The 22,591-nt window shown below is 54.3% G+C and carries 22 protein-coding genes; 17 read left to right on the top strand and 5 right to left on the bottom strand.

The window, feature by feature from the left end:
- The first annotated feature begins 58 nt into the window (after positions 1-58).
- The 10 genes from WGC32_RS11835 (at position 59) to guaB (ending at position 14,211) form a co-directional block, all read left to right on the top strand.
- Positions 59-1,180 carry a membrane protein insertase YidC gene (locus tag WGC32_RS11835; RefSeq protein WP_191509751.1) on the top strand — a complete coding sequence of 374 codons (1,122 nt, stop codon included), beginning with the start codon at positions 59-61 and terminating at the stop codon, positions 1,178-1,180.
- Positions 1,181-1,237: 57 nt separating this feature from the next.
- Positions 1,238-2,080 (top strand): RNA-binding cell elongation regulator Jag/EloR, encoded by an 843-nt coding sequence (gene jag, locus WGC32_RS11830; protein WP_342682175.1) that lies wholly within the window; start codon positions 1,238-1,240, stop codon positions 2,078-2,080.
- 417 nt (positions 2,081-2,497) lie between these two features.
- Entirely contained in the window at positions 2,498-3,874 is a 1,377-nt protein-coding gene (gene mnmE, locus WGC32_RS11825) for a tRNA uridine-5-carboxymethylaminomethyl(34) synthesis GTPase MnmE (protein WP_342682174.1), read from the top strand.
- Positions 3,875-4,307: 433 nt separating this feature from the next.
- Complete coding sequence (gene mnmG / locus WGC32_RS11820) at positions 4,308-6,203, top strand: tRNA uridine-5-carboxymethylaminomethyl(34) synthesis enzyme MnmG (protein WP_342682172.1); 1,896 nt, start codon at positions 4,308-4,310, stop codon at positions 6,201-6,203.
- Positions 6,196-6,912 (top strand): 16S rRNA (guanine(527)-N(7))-methyltransferase RsmG, encoded by a 717-nt coding sequence (gene rsmG, locus WGC32_RS11815; protein WP_191509747.1) that lies wholly within the window; start codon positions 6,196-6,198, stop codon positions 6,910-6,912. Before mnmG ends, rsmG begins: the two co-directional genes overlap by 8 nt.
- Before the next feature lie 717 nt (positions 6,913-7,629).
- Positions 7,630-8,463, top strand: coding sequence for a ParB/RepB/Spo0J family partition protein (locus WGC32_RS11810; RefSeq protein WP_191482530.1), 834 nt, complete (start codon positions 7,630-7,632; stop codon positions 8,461-8,463).
- A gap of 321 nt (positions 8,464-8,784) precedes the next feature.
- Positions 8,785-9,552 carry a ParA family protein gene (locus WGC32_RS11805; RefSeq protein WP_342682170.1) on the top strand — a complete coding sequence of 256 codons (768 nt, stop codon included), beginning with the start codon at positions 8,785-8,787 and terminating at the stop codon, positions 9,550-9,552.
- 12 nt (positions 9,553-9,564) lie between these two features.
- On the top strand, positions 9,565-10,428 hold the full coding sequence (locus WGC32_RS11800) for a ParB/RepB/Spo0J family partition protein (protein WP_342682169.1): 864 nt from the start codon (positions 9,565-9,567) through the stop codon (positions 10,426-10,428).
- Between the two features lie 15 nt (positions 10,429-10,443).
- Positions 10,444-11,715: a serine--tRNA ligase gene (serS, locus tag WGC32_RS11795; protein ID WP_342682168.1), complete on the top strand. Its 1,272-nt coding sequence runs from the start codon at positions 10,444-10,446 to the stop codon at positions 11,713-11,715.
- A gap of 1,017 nt (positions 11,716-12,732) precedes the next feature.
- A complete protein-coding gene (gene guaB / locus WGC32_RS11790) occupies positions 12,733-14,211 on the top strand; it encodes an IMP dehydrogenase (RefSeq protein ID WP_191509744.1) in 1,479 nt (492 codons plus the stop codon).
- Between the two features lie 352 nt (positions 14,212-14,563).
- On the opposite strand, the gene aroE is transcribed toward guaB, so the two are convergent.
- On the bottom strand, positions 14,564-15,418 hold the full coding sequence (gene aroE, locus WGC32_RS11785) for a shikimate dehydrogenase (protein WP_191509743.1): 855 nt from the start codon (positions 15,416-15,418) through the stop codon (positions 14,564-14,566).
- 250 nt (positions 15,419-15,668) lie between these two features.
- On the opposite strand from aroE, the gene WGC32_RS11780 reads away from it, so the two are divergent.
- Complete coding sequence (locus tag WGC32_RS11780; RefSeq protein ID WP_342682166.1) at positions 15,669-16,361, top strand: ABC transporter ATP-binding protein; 693 nt, start codon at positions 15,669-15,671, stop codon at positions 16,359-16,361.
- Here WGC32_RS11780 and WGC32_RS11775 read toward each other — a convergent pair.
- The 3 genes from WGC32_RS11775 to WGC32_RS11765 form a co-directional block, all read right to left on the bottom strand.
- Positions 16,267-18,153, bottom strand: coding sequence for a recombinase family protein (locus tag WGC32_RS11775; protein ID WP_342682164.1), 1,887 nt, complete (start codon positions 18,151-18,153; stop codon positions 16,267-16,269). The two genes, WGC32_RS11780 and WGC32_RS11775, sit on opposite strands and share 95 nt — an antisense overlap.
- A 100-nt stretch (positions 18,154-18,253) precedes the next feature.
- Positions 18,254-19,294, bottom strand: a complete 1,041-nt coding sequence (locus WGC32_RS11770) for an Ltp family lipoprotein (RefSeq protein WP_342682163.1) — start codon at positions 19,292-19,294, stop codon at positions 18,254-18,256.
- 528 nt (positions 19,295-19,822) lie between these two features.
- Positions 19,823-20,176 (bottom strand): helix-turn-helix domain-containing protein, encoded by a 354-nt coding sequence (locus WGC32_RS11765; RefSeq protein WP_342682162.1) that lies wholly within the window; start codon positions 20,174-20,176, stop codon positions 19,823-19,825.
- Between the two features lie 149 nt (positions 20,177-20,325).
- Here WGC32_RS11765 and WGC32_RS11760 point away from each other — a divergent pair, with 149 nt between their 5' ends.
- Genes WGC32_RS11760 through WGC32_RS11745 form a run of 4 tightly spaced genes read left to right on the top strand, consistent with a single transcriptional unit; the run spans position 20,326 to position 21,157 of the window.
- Positions 20,326-20,550, top strand: coding sequence for a helix-turn-helix domain-containing protein (locus WGC32_RS11760; protein WP_342682161.1), 225 nt, complete (start codon positions 20,326-20,328; stop codon positions 20,548-20,550).
- Positions 20,551-20,610: 60 nt separating this feature from the next.
- Entirely contained in the window at positions 20,611-20,772 is a 162-nt protein-coding gene (locus tag WGC32_RS11755) for a hypothetical protein (protein WP_342682160.1), read from the top strand.
- A gap of 23 nt (positions 20,773-20,795) precedes the next feature.
- Entirely contained in the window at positions 20,796-21,032 is a 237-nt protein-coding gene (locus tag WGC32_RS11750; RefSeq protein ID WP_342682159.1) for a helix-turn-helix domain-containing protein, read from the top strand.
- Complete coding sequence (locus tag WGC32_RS11745; protein WP_342682158.1) at positions 21,002-21,157, top strand: hypothetical protein; 156 nt, start codon at positions 21,002-21,004, stop codon at positions 21,155-21,157. The genes WGC32_RS11750 and WGC32_RS11745 overlap by 31 nt, the downstream gene beginning before the upstream one ends.
- A 186-nt stretch (positions 21,158-21,343) precedes the next feature.
- Here the strand turns inward: WGC32_RS11745 and WGC32_RS11740 are convergent, their stop codons facing one another.
- Entirely contained in the window at positions 21,344-21,709 is a 366-nt protein-coding gene (locus WGC32_RS11740; protein WP_342682156.1) for a hypothetical protein, read from the bottom strand.
- Between the two features lie 80 nt (positions 21,710-21,789).
- On the opposite strand from WGC32_RS11740, the gene WGC32_RS11735 reads away from it, so the two are divergent.
- Both WGC32_RS11735 and WGC32_RS11730 read left to right on the top strand, forming a co-directional pair.
- Positions 21,790-22,056 (top strand): hypothetical protein, encoded by a 267-nt coding sequence (locus WGC32_RS11735; RefSeq protein ID WP_342682155.1) that lies wholly within the window; start codon positions 21,790-21,792, stop codon positions 22,054-22,056.
- A 98-nt stretch (positions 22,057-22,154) separates the two neighbouring features.
- The coding region (locus WGC32_RS11730; protein ID WP_342682154.1) for a transglycosylase SLT domain-containing protein at positions 22,155-22,591 on the top strand (437 nt) is incomplete at its 3' end.

Genomic DNA, 22,591 nt, shown 5'->3' with positions numbered 1-22,591 from the left:
GGTGATTTTGAAAATTACCCGGTAGAAGATACACTGCCGGTTTGGAGGATTAAAATCCATGAGTTTGCTTTATACCATCTTTGGAACACCTTTGGGCTATGTCATGTGGGCCTGTTATTCCCTGGTGCAGAATTATGGCATTGCCCTGATTTTCTTTACCCTGCTCGTCAAGCTGCTGCTGCTGCCGTTGGCGGTGAAACAGCAGAAATCCACCGTAAAAATGGCCATGTTCCAGCCAAAGGTGATGGAACTGCAGAAGAAATACGGCAACAACAAGCAGAAATATCAGGAAGAGCTGATGGCCCTGTATGAAAAGGAGCATTACAGCCCCACGGCTGGCTGCCTTCCCATGATCATCCAGATCCTGATCCTCTTTGGCTTGATTGACGTTATATACCGGCCCCTGACCCATATCCTTCATCTGTCGGCGGATACCATTACCACCCTGACCAATATTGCCACGGGAACGGGACAAGCACTCAGCTCCTACAGCCCCCAGATCAGTATCCTCAACATCTTCCACGCCAATCCGGAGGCCTTTGCGTCGGTGGGGGCGGAGATCACCGACAAGCTTTCTTCGGTGAGCCTGAACTTCCTGGGGATGAATTTGGGTGAGATCCCCACCTGGAGCCTGAATATCCTGATTTTGATCCCCATTTTGTCCGGTGTGACGGCGCTGTTATCCTCTCTGATTGTCACCCGGTTAAACCCCACCATGAACCAGGGCCAGGCCGGCGCCGGCGCTATGAAAGGCATGACCTTCATTATGCCTATCTTTTCTGTCATCATTGCCTTCCAGGTACCGGCCGGCGTCGGTATGTACTGGATTTTGTCCAACGTGTTCCAGACCGTTCAGTCCATTGTCCTCAACCGGATCTATAATCCCGCTGAAATGATCGCGGCGGCCAAGGAGAGGGAAGAGGAAGAGCGGGAAAGAAAACGGCAGGAGCGGTTGGAAGCCAGAAAACGGGCGGCGGAAGAGGCTGCAAAATACCACAACGAAAACGCGAAAAAGGGAAAGAATAAGAATATTAAGCCCATGAAAGTGGAGGAGTTCCTCAGCGATGAGGAGCTGACCCAGAAGGAAATCAACCGCCGTAAGCTGGCGGAGGCCCGGCGTCGGGACGCGGAGAAATACGGCGAAGAATATGTGGATGTAACCGACGACGACCTGAAGTGAGAAACTTTGGTTGCCGATCATTTACAGGAAAATCCAGGATAGAGGAGATGTAACAACATGGTACGAGAGATTGAGATGACAGGCCGGACGGTAGAAGAAGCGGTCAATCTCGCATGTGAAAGCCTGGGCGTAGAGCGGGATGCTGTGGAAATTGAAATTATCGATCTTCCGAAAAAGGGATTTTTCGGCTTGAAAAATACCCCCGCAAAGGTCAAGGTCACCTATCGGACATCCAAAGCCCAGCTGGCTGTGGATTATGTCACGGAAGTCCTTCACAACATGGGCCTTGAAAATGTGGAGATCCAGGTCAAAGAAGAAGAGGATAACGCCACCCTGGTTTTGGAAGGGGAAGGCCTGGGCATCATCATCGGACGCCGGGGCGAGACCCTGGACGCGCTCCAGTACTTGGCGGGCCTGGTGGCCAACCGGGGCGAGGGCGGCTATTTCAGAATTACCCTTGACAGCGGCAATTACCGGGAAAAACGGGAAAAAACCCTGGAGCATCTGGCTGTCAAGATCGCCAATACTGCGGTGAGAACCGGCCGCAGCACCACCTTGGAGCCTATGAACCCCTATGAGCGGCGGATCATCCATTCCGCTGTGCAGCAGGTAGAAGGCGCTACCTCCTCCTCTATTGGAGAGGAGCCAAACCGCCGGGTGGTCATCAGCTCCAAGAACCCCCGTCCGGCCCGCTACGGCAACCGTGACCGTGGCTCCAGAGGGGATCGGAATCGGGGCGGATACAACAAACGTCCCTATAAAGAGGGCCGTGGCTCCCGTCGGGACAACCGTCCGCCCAGGGAGGACAACGCTCCTTCTGAGCCGGCTAAGATCCGGTCCACCCCGCCCACCGAGGCGGAGGGAGCACCCCTGTTCGGCAAGATCAACCTGGACGACTGATCCGCGCCAAGGGGCATCAACTTGGCACCAAGGGGTTTCTTTCATAGAAACCCCTTTTTCTTTCGCGCGCCTAGCGGCGGGCAAGACGCGCCTTTGGTTTTATCAGTGACTTTGCCGCGGCGCACGCGACTAAGTTACCCATTGCACCATAGCGCGAAATCCCCCGGCGGTAGCCGGCGGACCAGCGGGCAGCAAAACGCGCCCGGAGTTTTGTCGGTGACATTGTCGCGATGCCCGCGATCAAGTTACCCATTGCGCCACAATGCGGCTTGGCTGCGGCGGGCAAGACGCGACCACGGCCTAGCTAAAACCACTGTCCGCGATGCCCGCATTTATGTTGCGATTGATACATAAGCGCGATATCCCCCACCGGCAGGTGGTGGCAGCGGGTACTGCCCGCGGAAGGAGGAGATTTGGATGGAAGAAAAGGAAACAACCACCATAGCAGCCATTGCCACACCGCCAGGCGTAGGCGGCATTGGCACGGTGCGGGTTTCAGGGCCCAGGGCCCGGCAGATCACCTCCTGTGTGTTCCGTTCCGCCATGGGGGATGACCTGTGCGGGATGGAGGGCTATACCGCTACCTTTGGCCATGTTTTTGACGGGGACGGCGATTTTGACGAAGCAGTGGTGCTGATCTTTAAAGCGCCCCGCTCCTATACGGGGGAGGATGTGGCGGAAATCTCCTGCCATGGAGGCCCCTATCTCCTCCAGCGGCTGGTGTCGGCCCTGATCCGCCAGGGCGCCAAGCCCGCAGGGCCGGGGGAATTTACCAAGCGGGCCTTTTTAAACGGCAAACTGGATTTGACCCGGGCGGAAGCGGTGGCGGATCTGATCGCGGCCCAGGGACGGCAGGCGGCCCAGTCCGCCCTGGCGGCTAAAGAGGGAACCCTCTTCCGAAAGATTCAACAAATCACCGGGGACTTGGTGGAAAACGCCGCCCATCTCGCCGCCTGGATTGATTATCCCGAAGAGGACGTCGAAGAGGTGGAAGGGGAAAGGCTCCTGGCCCGGCTGCAACAGACAGAGGAGGAGCTGAGATCCCTCATCGCCACCTTTGATACCGGCCGCCTGCTCCGGGAGGGGATTGATACCGCCATTGTGGGCCGGCCCAATGTGGGCAAATCCACCGTGATGAATATGATGGCCGGCTTTGATAAGAGCATTGTCACCGCCATCCCCGGCACCACCCGGGATGTGGTGGAGGATACCATCATTGTGGACGGCATCCCCCTCCGGCTGGCGGATACCGCCGGCATCCGGGCCACCGACGACCCGGTGGAGCGCATCGGTGTCCAGCGGGCCAAGGAGCGGATCAACCAGGCCAGCCTGATCCTGGCGGTCTTTGACAGCTCCAGCCCTCTCACCGAGGATGATCGGGAAATCATAGCCGCCTGCGGGGATAAGCCGGCCATTGCCATTATCAACAAGCAGGATCTGGATCAAAAAATTGACGAAAAGTATATTCAAAATAGATTTCAACATATAGTTTATACATCTGCCAAGGCGGGGGAGGGCCGGGAAGCCCTATCCCAGGCCATCAGCCAGGTTATGACATTGGAGCATCTGGATCCCCAGGCGCCGATGATTGCCAACGAGCGGCAGAAGGACTGTGTTTACCGCGCCCTTGCCGCTGTGCAAAGCGCAGTGGAAGCTTTGACCATGGCCTTCACCCTAGACGCGGTGGATGTCTGTGTGGAGGATGCCATCTCCTGCCTCATGGAGCTGACAGGGGAGCGGGCCTCCGAAGCTGTGGTGGAGCAGGTTTTTGCCCGCTTCTGTGTCGGCAAATAGCCCGCGCCTAGCGGCGGGCAAATCGCGCCCTTGGTTTTATTCGTGACATTGTCGCGGCGCACGCGACTTAGTTACCCACTGCGCCCATCCGCGGCTTGTCAGCGCTCCTGCGGAGAGCAAGACGCGCTTTGAGTTCTGTCGACGACATTGCCGCGTCTCACGCGACTTAGTTACCCATAGCGCCACAGCGCGGTATCCCCCAGCGGCAGCTGGCGCTCCTGCGGAGAGCATGACGCACCTTAGATTTTATTTAAGACATTGTTTGCGATGCCCGCAACTATGTTTCAATTGACACTACAGCGCGCGCCTAGCGGCGGGCAAAACGCGCTTTGAGTTCTGTCGACGACATTGCCGCGTCTCACGCGACTTAGTTACCCATAGCGCCACAGCGCGGTTCGGCGGCGGGCACTGCCCGCGGAAGGAGGAAGAGAGAATGGAATATGAAGCAGGCAGCTATGACGTAGCGGTGGTAGGCGCAGGCCACGCGGGGGTGGAAGCGGCCTTGGCCGCGGCGCGGCTGGGGGCGAAAACCATCCTGTTCACCATCACCTTAGACGGGATTGCCAACATGCCCTGCAACCCCTCCATTGGCGGCACGGCCAAGGGCCATCTGGTCCGGGAGCTGGACGCGTTGGGCGGGGAGATGGGGAAGGCGGCAGACGCCACCTTCCTCCAAAGCCGGATGCTCAACCGTGGAAAGGGGCCGGCGGTTCACAGCCTCCGGGTCCAGTCGGACCGGGAGCGGTACCATGTCTATATGAAACAGGTGGTGGAATCCCAGCCCGGCCTGGACATCAAACAGGCGGAGATTGTGGAGGTCCGAGCCGACGGCGGCCATGTTTCTCAGGTGGTCACTGGTTTGGGTGCAGTCTATCAGGTGAAAGCCTGCATCCTGGCCACCGGCACCTATCTGCGGGGCAAGATCTTTGTGGGGGATGTGTCCTATGCCTCCGGCCCTGACGGCACCCATGCCGCCGGGCCCCTCAGCGACAGCCTCCGGGCCCTGGGAATCGAGCTGCGCCGCTTTAAAACCGGCACCCCGGCCCGGGTCCATCAGGATTCCATTGACTATTCCCAGCTGGAGGTCCAGGGCGGGGATGAACCCATTACCCCCTTTTCCTTTGAGACAACCGGGCCTTTGGAAAATAGAAAGGTCTGTTATATCGCCTATACCAATGAGCGGACCCACCAGGTCATCCGGGACAATATCCACCGCTCCCCCCTCTACGGCGGCATGATCGAGGGCATCGGCCCCCGGTACTGCCCCAGCATTGAGGATAAGGTCATGCGGTTTTCCGATAAACCACGGCACCAGCTCTTTATCGAGCCCATGGGAGCCGAGACCCGGGAGATGTACCTCCAGGGGATGTCCAGTTCCCTGCCGGAGGATGTGCAGATCGCCATGTACCGGACCATCCGGGGACTAGCGCATGTGAAGATCATGCGCAACGCCTACGCCATTGAATACGATTGCTGCAACCCCCTGGACCTGCTGCCCTCCCTGGAGTTTATCAAGGTGGGAGGCCTTTACGGCGCCGGCCAGTTTAACGGCACCAGCGGCTATGAGGAGGCCGCCGCCCAGGGCCTCATCGCCGGCATCAACGCCGCCCGGGCTGTCCAGGGCAAGGAGCCGGTGATCCTGGATCGCGCCTCCTCTTATATCGGCACCCTCATCGACGACCTGTGCACCAAGGGGTGCATGGACCCTTACCGGATGATGACCTCCCGCAGCGAATACCGGCTCATCCTCCGGCAGGATAACGCCGACGCCCGCCTGACCCCTTTGGGCCATGAGATCGGCCTCATCTCCGAGGAACGATACGCCCGGTTCCTCCAGAAGGAGGAACAGATTGATGCGGAGATAGCCCGGCTGGAGAAGACCTCCGTCGCCCCCGGTGACGGCCTCAACCGCATGCTTGTTTCACATGAAACGGCGCCCCTTTCCACCGGCACCAAGCTGGCGGATCTCATCCGCCGGCCCCAGATCCACTATGAGGACCTGGCTCCCTTTGATCCCGACCGGCCGGAGCTTGACAGGGCGGTCCGGGAACGGGTGGAGGTGGAGATCAAGTACGCGGGCTACATCAAGAAGCAGCTGGCCCAGGTGGAGCAGATGCGGCGGCTGGAGCGAAAGGAGCTGCCGCCGGATGTGGACTATAAAACCATTGCCGGGCTGCGGCTGGAGGCCCAGGAGAAGCTCAACAGGATCCGGCCGCTGAATCTGGGACAGGCCTCCCGGATTTCAGGGGTCAACCCGGCGGATATATCGGTGCTGCTGATCTGGCTGTCCCAGAGAAACGGCCGGGGAGAGGAGGAAACCCATGATTAACAAGGAAAAGATGCGGCAATACGGGGCCATGATCGGGCTGGAGCTGGTAGAGGAAAAGCTGGATCAGCTGGACGAGTACGCCCGGTTCCTGGTCGAATACAACGAAAAGGTGAATTTGACCGCTATTACCGACCCGGATGAAATCATCCGGAAACACTTTGCCGACAGCCTGCAGCTGCTGGCTCAGGTGCCCATGGCCCAGGGAGCCCGGCTCATCGACGTGGGGACGGGAGCAGGGTTTCCCTCCCTGCCCCTGAAGATTGCCCGGCCGGATCTGCAGGTGACCCTGCTGGACAGTCTGAACAAGCGGATTGTCTTTTTACAGCAGCTCTGCCAAAGGCTGGGGATTCAGGCGGAGACCATCCATGCCCGGGCCGAGGAGGCAGGCAGACGGCCTCAGCTGCGGGAAGGGTTTGACTTTGCCACCGCCCGGGCGGTGAGCCATCTGAGGGAGCTGTCGGAATACTGCCTGCCCTTTGTTAAGGTCGGCGGCAGCTTCCTGGCCATGAAGGGCCCGGAGGTTGAGCAGGAATTGGAGGAAGGGGAGCGGGCCGTCAAACTGATGGGCGGACGGGTAGGTCAGGTGATCCACTATGAGCTGCCGGAAATTGGGGAAGGGCGCACCCTTTTGGTTATCTCCAAAGAAAAGCCAACCCCCAAAGAATATCCCCGCCCCTCTGCGAAAATCGCAAAAAAGCCATTGGATTAACTGGAGCCGCCTTTTGGGCGGCTCTTTTTTGCGCCTACCGGCGGGGAAGCCGCGGACCTGCGGTCGGCATGACGCACCCGGAGTTTTGTTTGCAACGCTGTCGTGACACCCGCGCTCCTGCGGCGAGCAAGACGCGCCCTGAGTTCTGTTTGAGACACTGCCGCGGCACACGCATTTTTGTTTTAGACAGCGCCGCAGCGTGACATCCCCCACCGGTAGGTGGGCCCCTCCCGGGGCGGGATGACGCACTCCAGGTTTTATGCGTAACACCGTCGCGGCACACGCGTTTTTATTGCCAATGGCACTACAGCGCGATATCCCCACCGGCAGGTGGCGCCCTGGGTTTTGTTTAAGACGCTGTCCGCGATACACGCGACTAAGTTACCCATTGCGCCTATCCGTGACCTCCCCCAGCGGTAGCTGGCGCGCCCACGGCCTAACTAAAACCACAGTCCGCGTCGCCCGCGTTTTTGTTTTAGACAGCGCCGCAGCGCGGACCTGCGGTCGGCATGACGCGCTCTAGGTTTTATCCGCGACATTGCCGCGTTTCTCGCGCTTTTGTTACAAACGACGCCGCAGCGCGATCTGGCTGCGGCGACTCGCCGCCCAGCGGCAGCCGGTGTCGAAAATGGTAGGAAATTTTTGGAAAAAATTTTTGGAAAAGACTGGAAATCCTTGTAAACATATGGTAGAATATGGATAAAGGATGTGACAGCAATGAAAATCATGGGACGAAATAAACAGCAAACAGAAAATCTCAATCAAATCCGAAATCTTCCTATTGCGCAGGTGCAGCCCAACCCCATGCAGCCGCGGAAATATTTCTCCCAGGAGGAGCTGGCCTCCCTGGCGGCAAGTATCCGGGAAAACGGCCTGCTCCAGCCCATCACCGTCCGGGCGATGGAGGGCCACTATGAGCTGGTGGCGGGGGAGCGGCGGCTCCGGGCCTCCAAGCTGGCAGGACTCACCGTCATCCCCGCCATTGTGCTGCGGATGGATGACAACCAAAGCGCCATCCTCTCCCTGGTGGAGAATATCCAGCGGGCCGACCTGAACTTTGTGGAGGAGGCCCTGGCCATCAAAAGGCTGATGGCCCAGTATAGTTACACCCAGGAGGATGTGGCCCGCCTGCTTGGGAAAAACCAATCCACCGTGGCCAATAAGCTGCGGATCCTTCGGCTGCCCCACCATGTGCTGCGCTACCTCAGTGAGCACCACCTGACCGAGCGCCACGCCAGAGCCCTCCTCAAGCTGGAGGGGGAGGAGCTGATCCGGGAAACTGCCCAATCCATTGTCAAGTATGACTGGAATGTGGCCCAGACCGAAAAATATATTGAGGACCTTTTGACCCGCAAGCCCAAATCCGCTCATAGCAATATCCTGGTGGTCAAGGATATCCGCCTCTTCCTCAACACCATCAACAAGGCCCTGGGGAAGATGAAAGCCTCCGGCATCCCCGCCACCGCCGTGAGTATGGAAAACGGGGATTACATCGAATACACCATCAAGATCCCCAAGATCACCCAGAAGCGGGGGAAATATCCCGCATAGAACAGCACCCCAACTGATTCCTGAGAAATTCGGAGGATTGCCTGCACCAGTCCGCCGGTTTCTATAGATTCCCCCATGCGGCCTTTACCATAAGGGGCCGCTGACAAACTTCCTGAACCGATGGAAAAGGCGGGAGGGCTTTCGCCCTCCCGCCTTTTCTTGCCTTTTTGGGGGAAGTTTCACGTGAAACATCCTGACAAGGGAGGGGGCTTTACAAAAATGTTTCATGTGAAACAGGGAAATTGGTTTAAAAGTAGAGGCAAGTGTGCTATAATATCCAACATACGGAAGATTGGAAAAGATCCGGAGGGATGCAGGAACATGGGAAGAATTATTGCCATCACCAATCAGAAGGGCGGGGTGGGGAAGACCACCACAGCGGTGAACCTGTCCGCCGCCCTGGGACAGCTGGGAAAACGGGTGCTCCTCATTGACATTGACCCCCAGGGCAACGCCACCAGCGGATTAGGTGTCAACAAGCGGGACATCCCATCCTCCACCTACGATCTCATCATCGCCGCGGCGGATGTAAAGGATGTGATCCGGAAGACGCCCTATGAGAATGTGGACATCCTGCCCTCCAACATTGAGCTTGCGGGGGCGGAGATTGAGCTGGTAGAGCTGGATCACCGGGAATCCCGGCTGAAACGGGCCATTGCCCCGGTGGTGGAGCAGTACGACTACATCCTCATCGACTGCCCTCCCTCCCTGGGGCTGATCACCCTCAACGGACTTACCGCCTGCGGCAGCATCCTGGTTCCCATCCAGTGCGAGTACTATGCCCTGGAGGGTCTCAGCCAGCTCATCGCCACGGTGCGGCAGGTCAAAAGGCTCTATAATCCCCGGATTGAGATTGAAGGCGTCCTCCTGACCATGTATGACGCCCGGCTGAACCTGACGGTCCAGGTGGTCCAGGAGGTCAAGAAATATTTTGCCGACAAGGTTTACGCCACCGCCATTCCCCGGAATGTGCGGCTGTCGGAGGCTCCCAGCTTTGGCCAGCCGGTGGCCTATTTTGACCGGAGCTCCAAGGGAGCCAAGGCCTATGAAGAACTGGCCAAAGAGATACTGGAACAGCATCGGCAGTAGAGGAGGGAAGACATGGCAGGAAGAAAAGGCGGATTGGGCAAGGGGCTGGAGGCTTTGTTCACAGACAACGCCACAGGGGATGTGAACAGCGCCACCCGGCTGCGGCTCAGCGAGATTGAGCCCAACAAGGCCCAGCCTCGAAAGGACTTCGACGAGGAGGCTTTGGCTTCCCTGGCGGATTCCATCAAAGAGCATGGGGTGATCCAGCCCCTGCTGGTGCGGCCCTTGGACAACGGCTCCTACCAGCTGGTAGCGGGGGAGCGGCGCTGGCGGGCGGCCCGGATGGCGGGAATGAGCGAGGTGCCGGTGATCATCAAGGAGCTCAGCGACCGGGAGACCATGGAAATCGGCCTCATTGAGAACCTCCAGCGGGAGGATCTCAACCCCATTGAGGAGGCGCTGGGCTATCAAACCCTGATGGAAACCTATGATTTCACCCAGGATGAGATTTCTAGGCGGGTAGGACGATCTAGACCGGCGGTGGCCAATGCCCTGCGGCTGCTGCACCTGCCCCAGGAGGTCATCGCCCTGGTACGGAAAAAAGAACTTTCCAGCGGACATGCCCGGGCCATCCTGGCCCTGCCCGACGAGGAGACCATGATCGAGACCGCCAAGAAGGCGGCCAAGGGGAATGTGTCGGTGCGGGAGATTGAACGCCTGGCCCAAGGAAAACGGGAGCGGCCCCAAAAGGGGAAGGCCGGCGCCCGGGACAGCTTTTACGACGAGGTCGAGCTGGCCTTGGCGGCGGAGCTGGGCCGGAAAATCGCCATTCAGGTGAAGAACCAGGAAAAGGACCGAGGCACCATTACGGTGGAATTTTACAGCAAGGAAGAACTTGCCGACATTGCCAATCGGCTGGCCGGCACAGAAAGATAGAAGGAGTTAATCGCTATGTTAGACATTAAGCTGATTCGGACGGAACCTGACAAGGTCAAGGCGGCCATGAGAAAGAGAAATAAGGACATGGACGCCCAGGTGGATGAAATTTTAGCCATTGACGAGCGGCGGCGGCAGCTGTCCAGCGAATCGGACAACCTCAAGGCCCAGCAGAACAAGGCCAGCAAAGAGATCCCCCGCATCAAGAAGGAGGGAGGGGACACCACCGCCATTATGGCGGAGATGAAGCTCATCGCCGAAAAGGTGAAAAACCTGGCGGGAGAGATCTCCCAGCTGGAGGAAAAACAGAGGAATATCCTTCTGAGCATCCCCAACATCCCCAATGAGGCGGTAAAGCAGGGGGTCGACGACACCGAAAACGAGGAGCTCCGCCGGTTTGGCGAGCCTCGGAAATTTGATTTCGAGCCAAAAGCCCACTGGAACATCGGCGCCGATCTGGGGATCCTAGATCCGGAGACGGCGGCTAAGGTCACAGGCGCCCGCTTCCATTTCTATAAGGGATGGGGCGCCAAGCTGGAGCGCGCTGTCATCAACTTTTACCTGAACACCCACAGCCAGCGGGGCTATACCGAGGTATTCCCGCCCTACATGGTCAACCGGGCGTCCATGACCGGCACCGGGCAGCTCCCCAAATTTGAGGAGGACGCCTTTAAGCTGGCCAATATGGATTATTTCCTCATCCCTACGGCAGAGGTGCCGGTGACCAATATGCACCGGGATGAGATTCTGGACGGGGACAGCCTCCCCATCAAATACTGCGCCTACTCCGCCTGCTTCCGGGCAGAGGCGGGCAGCGCCGGCCGGGATACCAGAGGGCTGATCCGCCAGCACCAGTTTAACAAGGTGGAGCTGGTTAAGTTCACAAAGCCGGAGGAATCCTATGCGGAGCTGGAAAAACTGACGGCCGACGCCGAGTATGTCCTCCAGCAGCTGGGCCTGCCCTACCGGGTGGTGCGGCTGTGCTCCGGGGATCTGGGCTTCTCCAGCGCCGAGACCTATGATATTGAGGTTTGGCTGCCCTCCTATAACAGGTATTGCGAGATTTCCAGCTGCTCCAACTTTGAGGACTTCCAGGCGCGGCGGGCCAACATCCGCTTCCGGAACGGCCCCAAGGAAAAACCCCAGTTTGTCCACACCCTCAACGGTTCCGGCGTGGCAGTAGGCCGCACCGTGGCCGCCATCCTGGAAAACTACCAGAACGCCGACGGCACTGTCACCGTGCCTGAGGTGCTCCGTCCCTACATGGGCACCGATCTGATCAAATAAACGCAAGAAAAGGGATACCGCTCCGGCGGTATCCCTTTTTCCACCTACCGGCTACCGCCGGGGGAAGTCGCGGATGAGCGCAATGAAAAACAAAAATGCGTGAGACGCGGCAATGTCGCCAATAAAACCTAGGGCGCGATCTGCCCGCCGCTAGGCGCGCGTGAGCCGCGGTAATGGCTTTAACTAGGCCGTGGGCGCGTCTTCCCGCCCCGGTAGGGGCCCACCTGCCGGTGGGGGTCATCGCGCTATGGTATCAATCGAGACATGGTTGCGTGAGCCGCGAACAGTGTCGCAAATAAGCCCAGGGCGCAACCTGCCGCCGCCACCACCTGCCGGTGGGGGAGGTCGCGGATAGGCGCAATGGGTAGCTTAGTCGCGGGTATCGCGGATAATGTTTTAAACAGAACTCAGGGCGCGTCATCCCGCCCCGGGAGGGGCCCACCTGCCGGTGGAGGACACCGCGCTATGGTATCAATCGAGACATGGTTGCGTGAGCCGCGAACAGTGTCGCAAATAAAGCCCAGGGCGCGACCTGCCCGCCGCTAGGCGCGCGTGAGCCGCGGCAATGGCTTTAACTAGGCCGTGGGCGCATCTTCCCGCCCCGGGAGGGGCCCACCTGCCGGTGGAGGACACCGCGCTATGGTATCAATCGAGACATGGTTGCGTGAGCCGCGAACAGTGTCGCAAATAAAGCCCAGGGCGCGACCTGCTCGCCGCTAGGCGGGCGCTGTGGGGATAGGTTCTATAATTTGCCGATTTATCATGAAAAAGCACAAAAGCAAAAATAGAATTTTGTAAAAACCAACAAGAAAAAGCGGTTTTTCTATTGAAAAGAATGATGGATCGTGATAAAATATAATACAAACTTTTTATCGTCATGCGGTAAGACTTCCCATAGAGAAAGCACAAACCGCAGGCAACAATGAGTAAGGAAATCCGGGGCAGGGGAGCTGAAATCGGCGCAGTTGCAACGGAGATTTTTTTCACTTTCGGACAAATCAAGAGAGGAGAAGGCAAATGTTGACAACAGACTTTTCAAAAAAGTTTCCCAAAGAGGGCCTGACATTTGACGACGTATTGCTGATCCCCGCCAAAAGCGATGTTCTGCCCAAGGAGATTGAGGTAAAAACGCGGCTGGCCGGGGATATTATGTTAAATACGCCCATTGTCACCGCCGCTATGGATACCGTCACCGAGACCGAGATGGCCATCGGGATCGCCCGGGAAGGCGGCATCGGCATCATCCATAAAAACATGTCCATCGAACGGCAGGCCGACGAGGTGGATAAGGTCAAGCGCTCGGAAAACGGCGTCATCGTCAACCCCTTCTCCCTCTCCCCAGAGCACTTTGTCTTTGACGCTGACGAGCTCATGGGGAAATATAAGATTTCCGGCGTCCCCATCTGTGAAAAAGGGAAGCTGGTAGGCATCCTCACCAACCGTGACCTGCGGTTTTTAGAGGATTTCAGCGTCAAGATCAAGGACGTCATGACCCATGAGAACCTGATCACCGCCCCGGTAGGCACCACCCTGGCCCAGGCACAGGAGATCCTGCGCCAGCACAAGATTGAAAAGCTGCCTCTGGTGGATGAGCAGGGCTACCTCAAAGGACTCATCACCATCAAGGACATTGAAAAGGCGGTACAGTATCCCAATTCCGCCCGTGACAGCAAGGGAAGACTGCTGTGCGGCGCGGCCATCGGCGTCACCAGCGATGTGCTGGACCGGGCCGCAGCGCTGGTGGAGGCACAGGTAGACGTGCTCTGCCTGGATTCCGCCCATGGCCACAGCAAAAACATCCTCAACTGTGTGGAGAAGGTCAAGAAGGCATTCCCCCAGATCCCCCTGATCGCAGGCAACATCGCCACCGCGGCTGCTGCTAAGGACCTGATCGCGGCCGGCGCCGACGCCATCAAGGTGGGCATCGGCCCCGGTTCCATCTGCACCACCCGTGTGGTCGCCGGCATCGGCGTGCCCCAGATTACAGCGGTTTATGACGCGGCCTGCGTAGCGGCGGAATACAACATCCCCGTTATCGCCGACGGCGGCATCAAATATTCCGGAGACATTGTCAAAGCTTTGGCCGCCGGCGGTTCCACCGTCATGCTGGGCTCCATCCTGGCTGGCTGTGAGGAGTCCCCAGGCGCCAGTGAGATCTATCAGGGCCGCCGCTTCAAGGTCTACCGGGGCATGGGCAGCCTAGGCGCCATGGCCCAGGTCAATGGCAGCCGGGACCGCTACTTCCAGGAGGACAACAAAAAGCTGGTGCCCGAAGGGGTGGAGGGCCGCGTCCCCTACAAGGGCCCGGTATCCGACACCGTCTATCAGCTCATGGGCGGCCTGAAGTCCGGTATGGGCTACTGCGGCTGCCGGACCATTGAGGAGCTCCACGAGAAGGCCCAGTTTGTCCGGATCACCGGCGCCGGCCTGAAAGAGAGCCATCCCCACGACATCTATATCACCAAAGAGGCGCCCAACTACTCTGTCAATCCCTAACCCACGGTTTTCCGGGGGCGGAGGTCATCCCTCCGCCCCCTTTTTTGGGTAAGAGAACCACCGCCTCCGCCGGTGGAGGTGACCGGCAAAAAAGCTTTAGCTTCAAGCGACGAGGGAAGGAAGCTGCTAACAGCGGGCCGCCCATAAGGAAAAACTTTCGTTAGAGGGGTGGTTGCCCGTTTACGGGCCGCTGGGCAAGTGATGCGAGAGAAATAAAATTCAGCGCGTCTTAAGACGTATGCCGGTAACAGGCCCTGATAGGCCCACTCCAAGCCTTCGGCTCAGCCGGTGGTTATGACTGGCGCAAAAAAGCCCGGGACAGAAACTGTCCCGGGCTTTTTTCCCGTTTCGCTTAAAGGCCGAATTCGTCCTTTAAAGTCTGGGTCATCACATCAATAGGCGCTTCCACACCGGTCCAGAGGGTGAAGTTGACAGCGCCCTGGTTGACCAGCATCCCCAGGCCGTTGACCGTTTTAGCCCCACGTTTCTCCGCCTCCTGGAGGAAGAGGGTGTGGGGATCGTTAAAGATGACGTCGCTGACCACCATGTTGGAGGTGACGGTATCATAGTTGACGTCCGGTTTTTCGTTGACATTGGGGAAAAGTCCTACCGAGGTGGCGTTGACAAAGATATCGGTGTCAGCGGGAACCTCCACCGGATGATCCCACAGGATAAACTCCGCGTCCGCCTGGGTTCGCTCATTGATCAGCTTCACCAGCTCTTCACCGGTTTCTTTGTCAATATTGGCGATGGTTAGCTTTTTGGCTCCGGCCAGGGCACACTCTACCGAAATAGCCCGGGAAGCGCCGCCGGCTCCCAGGACGGTGATATTTTTGCCCGCCACAGAGACGCCTGCGTCCTTCAGGGCAGTGATAAACCCTTTGCCGTCAGTGTTCTCTCCAAAGAGCTTGCCGTCGTTGTTGATGATGGTGTTGACGGCGCCGATGATCTCGGCGGCTTCAGAAAGCTCATCCAGATATTTGAGCACCTCCACCTTGTGGGGGATGGTGCAGTTGACGCCCCGCATATTGAAGGCCCGGACCGCCTGGACGGCCGGTTCCAGATCTCCCTTGTTGACCTTGATGGTCAGATAGCGGTAGTTGAGCCCCTTGGCGGCGAAGGCAGCTTCCTCCATGACGCCGGTGGGATTTTCATCGATGGGGCAGCCAAAAGCGCCCACCAGTTCCGCGCGGTAACATTTTGCCATAATCTTGCTCCTTTTCTCCGGAAACACCCGGTTTTCTAAGGGATACCGCCTTCGGCCCTGCGCCGGAGGATCAGTACAGGCATCGCCTTGCTTTGTGTTTTTAGTATACCACGGAAAAGGGAAGGGAAGCAACCATACAGTCCAAGGGATTCAAAAAGGGGGCCGTAAATCCATACTTTACGGTTAAAAAGGCGGAAAAGTTCCATAATAGTAAGGAAAGATGACAGATGAGAAAGGCAGGGGAGGCAGGATGGGACCGCTTATCCAATTGGATCATATCTATAAAATCTACAACCAAGGGGACAACGAGGTCCGGGCCCTGGAAGATGTATCCATCACCATGATGGACGGGGAATTTACCGCCATCATTGGACATTCGGGATCGGGAAAGTCCACCATGATGAATATCCTGGGCTGCCTGGATGTGCCCACCTCGGGAGAATATCTCCTGGCAGGGGAGAAGGTTTCGGATATGGATGACGACCGGCTTTCCCGTATCCGGGGCAGGCAGATTGGCTTTATCTTTCAGGGGTTTAACCTGATCCCCAGCCTGGACGCCATGGAAAATGTGGAGCTGCCCCTCATCTACCGGAAGGTGCCCCGGGAGGAGCGCCGCCGGATGGCCCGGGAAAGCCTTTGCCGGGTGGGCCTCCAGCACCGGCTTCATCACCGGCCGGGCCAGATGTCCGGCGGCCAGCAGCAGCGGGTGGCCATTGCCCGGGCCATTGCCGCCCGGCCCCCCATCCTTTTGGCCGATGAGCCCACCGGCAACCTGGATTCCGGCTCCGGCCAGGAGGTCATGGAGATCCTCCGGGGTCTGCATCAGGAGGGTCACACCGTCATCCTCATCACCCACGACGGGGAGATCGCCGCCAGCGTCCCCCGGGCCATCCGCCTGCTGGACGGCAGGGTGGTGGAGGACACCCCTCCCGGGGTGGGATGACGCGGCCCCTCCCGGAGCGGGATGACGCGCTTTGAGGCTCATTTGTAACATTGCTGCGGCACACGCGCTCCTGGCGGAGAGCAAGACGCGCCTCAGGTTTTCTTCGAGACACTGCCGCGTCGCCCGCGCTCCTGCGGCGAGCAGGTCGCGCCCATGGCCTAGCCAAAACCACTGCCGCGTTGCCCGCGATTTTGTTGCGCATAGCGCCTATCCGCGACATCCTCCACCGGCAGGTGGGTGGAAAAAGAGCCGGTACGCAATGCGTACCGGCTCTTTTTTGCTCCTGGTGAGCCATTGCTTGCTCAATACGAACATTATCCGCGACATCGAAAGATTCGACCATCTCTTGTGTCTTTTCTATATCTCCTATATAAGAGGATTGTTGACCTCCTTTTATATTATAATAAACCACAACTTTGTCATCGTATAAGTAGATCGAATTGATAAAGACGTCGATAATTTTTTTTCGGAATGACTCATCCATAAGATCGCCTTTACAAAATTGCTTCAGCCATACGATAATATCTTCTTTCCTTATACGAATATCGTTAGCGATCTTGAGTTTTGCTAAGTCTGCGGAAATGTCATCCCGCTGGAAATCCAATGATTCGAGTTTGTCATAAATCGCCTTTCTCGCGCTTTTAGGCATGTCCACAACAATGTCTACATTTTTTTGTATTTCTCGGTCTATCTTGGCAATGCGTTTTTCCAATTCCTGAATACGGTCATCATTGAATTCTTTATCATATTCGGCGACGATGCGTTCGGCAATGTATTCTATGCGAGCTGGATCAAGAACATAAAGGATTGTCTGTTCTACCACATACCATTCAATGAAGTCTTTCCGCTCGTTCTTTTTTCTGCACTTATGTGATTTCTTTTTGGTGGCGCAAGCGTAGTAATTATATACAGCGCCTCCAGCGCTCCTTCCGCTCTCTCCTACCATTTTATCACCGCAGTAGCCGCAATAAGCCTTTCCACGAAGATAATACTCAACAATGGCCTTGGGGGACTTTTTAGCTCGTTTGCGCAGCGCCCGCCGGTCTTGTACCCGATCAAATAATTCTTTGTCTATGATAGGCGGCCAAGAATAAGTCTCAATTCCATTCCAAGAAGAAAGCCCGTAATATTTGGTGTTTGACACCATGCTGTTGATTGTCGAAATGGAGCACGGGCCGCCTTTGGCATTGGTTACGCCCTTGCTGTTAATCCATTTCACTATATCTGTCGCAGAAGTTCCCTCTGCGTACATCCGAAATACACCGCGGACTATTTCTGCCTTTTCTTCGTCAATCACAGGATTTTTATTAACGCGTTTGTACCCAAATGGAGTAACTCCGCCGGTAGACGTGCCTTTCATAGCGCTTTCTCTCATGCCACGCAGCACTTTTTGAGAAAGGTCACGGCTATAGTATTCGGCACTGGCCTCTAATACAGCCTCTAGGATAATGCCCTCCGGGTTATCTCCGATGTTCTCCATGGCCGAAAGCACTTTAACGCCATATTGTTTAAGTTTGTGTTTGTAAATGGCGCTGTCATAACGATTACGGGAAAAACGGTCTAGCTTATAGACAATGACATACTGGAACTGGCGTTTAGCCGCATCAGCAATCATTTTCTGAAACTGTGGGCGGTCATCACTTCTGCCAGTGAGCGCGCGGTCAATATATTCCCCGATAACAGTCAGCCCTTCCCGATCGGCAAAGTTATGGCAATCGCGCAGCTGTCCCTCGATGCTTTGTTCAGTTTGAGAAGAACAACTATAGCGGGCATAAATAACGGCATTATTCATAATATGGCCCTCCTTTTACGGGAAAATAAACGGGTCGAAACCGGCCCGGTTAAAAACGGTATCCCGTCTGGTGTTGGCGCACCGGGCGGGATTTTTGTCGTTAATAGCCATTTTGAGTGACACCATAGACAGCTTGATCATAGGTGAAACCTTCATACTGAAGTTGCTCAATAAGTCCTTCCCGAGAGAATGACATGATCTCAAGATAAGAGGCGGCGGATTTTGCAGCCTGTTCATTCCAATCAGCTCCGCAGTTATCAGCTCCGTATGTAGCTTGTTCAGTGGTGAATTTCTCATATTCCAACTGTTCAATAAGACCAGTATAGGAAAAAGAACTAACTTCTAAATAGCTTTTGGCGGATGACAATGCTTGTTCGTTCCAGTCGGCTCCACAATGATCTGCACCGTAGGTCGCTTCGTCAAGAGTGTATCCCTCATATTCCAACTGATCAATTAATCCCTCATACGAGAACGACGTGACCCGAAGATAGCTTAATGCTTGTTCTAAAGCGTTTAACTGACCAAATGTAGCGCTGCTGGCGGACGGATCCTCGGTTGCAGGGACAGATGTGGTGACGGGAGCCTCTGAAACCGGAGCCTCGGTGATAGGCGCCTCTGCTGTTGGCGATTCAGAAGAGCCTTCTCCAACTTCTAACAGATATTCTGTTTCAACATCGTTGTGATTTAGTGTAAAGTAGTAGGGTTCTCCATAAAAAGGAGGCCAATAACTGGCAGAATAATCCCCGCAATAAATGAAGACATATTCCAGTTGCTCGAGTCCTATTTTTTCTAATAAATAATCGATTGTGGAACCGAATAAATTGGGAGCCTGTGCTTCTTCTGGCGATGCATCATAAATACTTACCGTGATATAATTAAAACCAATAGAGTCAGACACCTTGTGCTCTAAAGAGAATCTGAAACTCTGATCTTTTGAGTTAATCATCAACGTTTTTTCAGTGTCACTCTCTAGGCAGCGGTCAAAGGCATCCGCATATTCTTCGTAGGCTTCGGCCACATAGTCAGGCAAAGAAGCGATATCGAAGGGTACATCCATACTTTTAACTTCGGTTTTTGAATTGCATCCGGCCAAAGAAAACGCCATACAAAAAGCTAGGACAACGGAAATTATTTTTTTCATGCCCAAATCCTCCCCCTACCGACACAGCGAGGATAATACTACATAAAATGGAAAGATTATATTGAATTTTGTCGGTATTTGAAATATAATATATTTTGATAGGAGAACCAACCTATACTCCCTATCCTTAAAGCCGTCTTGGTGTTGCAGCACTGAGGCGGTTTTTTATATTTAACACAAAATTGCACGAATTAAAATACCAATTCCCAAATATTGTAGAAAGAATCAAATACATGCGGCTTTTTTGACAGAAATGACGAAAAACGCCACAAACATTTGTACGCAATTTGGATTGAAAGCGCATTCAATACGAGTTATAATAACAATAAATTGAACTAATGTTCAAAATAAATATAAATGCAACCATGAACAAGGTGTTTCTATTTGATGTTGGTTAGGGAAGACCATAAGGGGGAAGCATGATGGATAATGGCCAGAAGCTGAAACTTAAACATTTAGCAACACAAGAACTTAGAACTTTAGCCCTCTACCTATTTTCCAGATTAAGCGAAAACAAACGTGAAGAAGCTATTCATTATCTTTGCGAGAAGAAAGATCGTCAAGAAAAGAAATAAACTCAATTAAATCATCATTGTCTAGTTGTGAAATTTTATCTATTATTTGATCAAAATCAATATTACTATCAAGGTTGTTGAGTCTGTCGATTTTGCCGTCGATGGGCTCATTTTTATCGGACAAAAAGAATGAGACATCTATACCAAGCACATTGGAAATAGATAAGAGTGTGTCAACGCTAGGATGATATCTATTACCCTCAATATCACCTAAATATGATCTAGAAATATTGGCCTTTTCGGCCAACTGAACTTGAGTAAGCCCTTTCATTTTACGGGCCTTTTTGATTTGACGCCCTATATCCATTGGCCGCTCCTTTCTCTTGTCGGTATTTCCGTCAATTCTATTATAACAGTTTTTTTGAAAATATCTACAGAAAAGGGTTGACATTTTGACGGAAATACCTTACAATACAGTTAAAGACGGAAATACAAGACAAAAACGGAGGTGAAACAATGACCGTAGGAAAAGTGATCGCAGACTACCGCATCAAAAAAGGGATGACTCAAGATAAATTATCCGAGTTATCTAAATTGAGCCGCAGTTATATTTGTGATATAGAGAACGACCGGTACAATCCGTCAGTAAAGACGCTGGTTATTTTAGCAGATATATTAGATATAGACTTAAATTTTTTACGAGAAATGACGGAAATACAAGATTTTAAAACTATCAACTAGAAGAGGATGAGCAACCAGTGACTTTCATCTCATCGCCAATCAGGAAAGGAGGGAAAGATAATGGAAATCATCATCGAAGGTAATCCCAAAGAAATAGCCGCTCTTGTATTAGAGTTACAAGAACGGCAAGTTGGAACACTTAAAAAAGATATTGAAGAAATTCAGCAATACATTTTATGCAACAGAAAAGAATGGATTGAGAGCGACAAATCAAAAAACTAATTCGTTTAAAAGGAGGTGAGACAATGCGAATCGACAGAGTAAAGCTAATTGCCGAAATGGCACGGCAGGAAATCAAGGTGCAGGAGCTGGCCAAAAAGGCCGGAATCTCCCGCATGACGGTTTCCGCCATGAGAAGTGGCAAATCCTGCACGGAAAATTCCGCGAAACACGTTGCCCGGGCGCTGGGTGTACCCATAGAGGCCCTGATGATGGATGAGGAGGATTCCAATTGTTCGAGAGAAAAGAGCTTCCCTACCTAATTGCGGCAATGCTGCTGCAAAAGCTGCCGGAAGAAAAGCGCAATATAGCAGAATGCGAGAAGGTGCTTGCTGAGGCTATGGCAGCCCTAAAACTAGTTACTTTAGATAGCTCAGAATTGCAATAAAGGAAGGATAAGAAGTGAAAAGACCATATGCAGAGATCATGCATGATGTGGCAAAAGCGCCCTACGGAAAAGAACAGCGAGAGCTGCACCGGGAACTCAAAAAATACTACCATAGCGGGTTGCCGCTGTTCATGAGATATCCTAAAGCTCCATCGACATGTTTCATAATTTACCTGGTTGTTTCCCTTATACTGCTTGCAATATTAACGGGGCTAATTCTTTTAGAATTTGCCAAAGTGCTGCCGCCAATGATACAGCTGCTGACAAGGTAGAGATTGCGACGGGAATCCACCAGTGATGGAAAGAAGCTTTGTACGAATAGAGCTGGGCTTTGCCGGACTGAGTTAATTCTAGCTTCTCTGGCAATGAACGTTCAACGCAGACTAATTTTGTAGCATGATCAAGATGGGAAAATTCCCTAGATTTTAAGAGTTCCTGATTCATAAGGAATTTACAGATTTCAAGTTCGTATTCTGACATTTCGGTGGCATTGATTTTTGACTTATTAATGCGTTTTAACATTTTGTATTGTTCTTTGTCAATTTCAACCACAGTAATCACCTCAAGGCAGATTATATCACGGTTCGTTCAAGTGCAACAACTAATTATCGCGTAGAAAGGAGGGAAATAGGATGAAGGAAACGTTTGTACAGGTAGGATTTTCTGGTTTGCGAGCGCCGGACGGTTCGTTTCTCCCATCGGTGCCCATTTACATAAAAGTGCCCGCTGAAACTGTTAATCCAGAGACGGGAGAATATACGGGAGAGGATAAGATGGTTAGGGAATTTTCCTCCATGTGTCTTCCGTATGTAAAACAGTACATTGAGGGAGGGAGACAGAGGAAGGCGAGAGAAAAAGGAGGCGAAACGACATCAAAGCAAAATCAATTAGACTTCTAACAACAGCCACAGTAACAGCGGTGATCCTAGGACTTTCAAGTTTCGCGGCATGTCCAACAGCACCCCAGCAAGCAGCACCCCAAAAGCCGCAGAGCGTTGTGAATCTTCCTGTCTCTGTGGCTCTGTATGAGCCGATAGTGGACGAGCCTGTCTACTACGATGTGCCGTTGGAACACCCCTTGCAAGACCACCTGTTTGATCTGTGCGAGGAATACGGCGTGCCGGTAGAGATGGCGCTGGCGGTGATGGAACAGGAGTCCCGCTTCCAGGCGGACGTAGTCAGCGAGGGAGGAGATCAGGGACTTTTCCAGATCAATCCCGTGAACAATGACTGGCTCCAGGAGACTTTGGGAATTGACGACGTCATGGAGCCCATGCAGAACATGGAAGCCGGTGTCTACATGCTGAGCCTGTTTGACTATGAGGATCCGCACAAGCGGCTGATGGCTTACAATTGCGGGATAGGACGAGCCAAAGAACTATGGGAGGGTGGAGTCACCAGGACAAGCTACAGCGAAGAGGTGACAGAGAGGAT

Source organism: Zongyangia acetica, assembly GCF_038739695.1.
Lineage (GTDB): Bacteria > Bacillota > Clostridia > Oscillospirales > Ruminococcaceae > Zongyangia > Zongyangia gallinarum.
The sequence above is the reverse complement of the archived record's forward strand: the minus strand, read 5'-3'. Positions and strand labels throughout refer to the sequence as shown.

Coding starts and splice junctions, on each gene's coding strand:
- jag (WP_342682175.1), top strand. CDS start 1,238: ATGGTACGAGAGATTGAGATGACAGGCCGGACGGTAGAAGAAGCGGTC.
- WGC32_RS11735 (WP_342682155.1), top strand. CDS start 21,790: ATGAAGGAAACGTTTGTACAGGTAGGATTTTCTGGTTTGCGAGCGCCG.
- WGC32_RS11770 (WP_342682163.1), bottom strand. CDS start 19,294: ATGAAAAAAATAATTTCCGTTGTCCTAGCTTTTTGTATGGCGTTTTCT.
- mnmG (WP_342682172.1), top strand. CDS start 4,308: ATGGAATATGAAGCAGGCAGCTATGACGTAGCGGTGGTAGGCGCAGGC.
- WGC32_RS11780 (WP_342682166.1), top strand. CDS start 15,669: ATGGGACCGCTTATCCAATTGGATCATATCTATAAAATCTACAACCAA.
- WGC32_RS11760 (WP_342682161.1), top strand. CDS start 20,326: ATGACCGTAGGAAAAGTGATCGCAGACTACCGCATCAAAAAAGGGATG.
- WGC32_RS11775 (WP_342682164.1), bottom strand. CDS start 18,153: ATGAATAATGCCGTTATTTATGCCCGCTATAGTTGTTCTTCTCAAACT.
- WGC32_RS11765 (WP_342682162.1), bottom strand. CDS start 20,176: ATGGATATAGGGCGTCAAATCAAAAAGGCCCGTAAAATGAAAGGGCTT.
- aroE (WP_191509743.1), bottom strand. CDS start 15,418: ATGGCAAAATGTTACCGCGCGGAACTGGTGGGCGCTTTTGGCTGCCCC.
- WGC32_RS11805 (WP_342682170.1), top strand. CDS start 8,785: ATGGGAAGAATTATTGCCATCACCAATCAGAAGGGCGGGGTGGGGAAG.
- WGC32_RS11755 (WP_342682160.1), top strand. CDS start 20,611: ATGGAAATCATCATCGAAGGTAATCCCAAAGAAATAGCCGCTCTTGTA.
- guaB (WP_191509744.1), top strand. CDS start 12,733: ATGTTGACAACAGACTTTTCAAAAAAGTTTCCCAAAGAGGGCCTGACA.
- serS (WP_342682168.1), top strand. CDS start 10,444: ATGTTAGACATTAAGCTGATTCGGACGGAACCTGACAAGGTCAAGGCG.
- rsmG (WP_191509747.1), top strand. CDS start 6,196: ATGATTAACAAGGAAAAGATGCGGCAATACGGGGCCATGATCGGGCTG.
- WGC32_RS11750 (WP_342682159.1), top strand. CDS start 20,796: ATGCGAATCGACAGAGTAAAGCTAATTGCCGAAATGGCACGGCAGGAA.
- WGC32_RS11835 (WP_191509751.1), top strand. CDS start 59: ATGAGTTTGCTTTATACCATCTTTGGAACACCTTTGGGCTATGTCATG.
- WGC32_RS11810 (WP_191482530.1), top strand. CDS start 7,630: ATGAAAATCATGGGACGAAATAAACAGCAAACAGAAAATCTCAATCAA.
- mnmE (WP_342682174.1), top strand. CDS start 2,498: ATGGAAGAAAAGGAAACAACCACCATAGCAGCCATTGCCACACCGCCA.
- WGC32_RS11800 (WP_342682169.1), top strand. CDS start 9,565: ATGGCAGGAAGAAAAGGCGGATTGGGCAAGGGGCTGGAGGCTTTGTTC.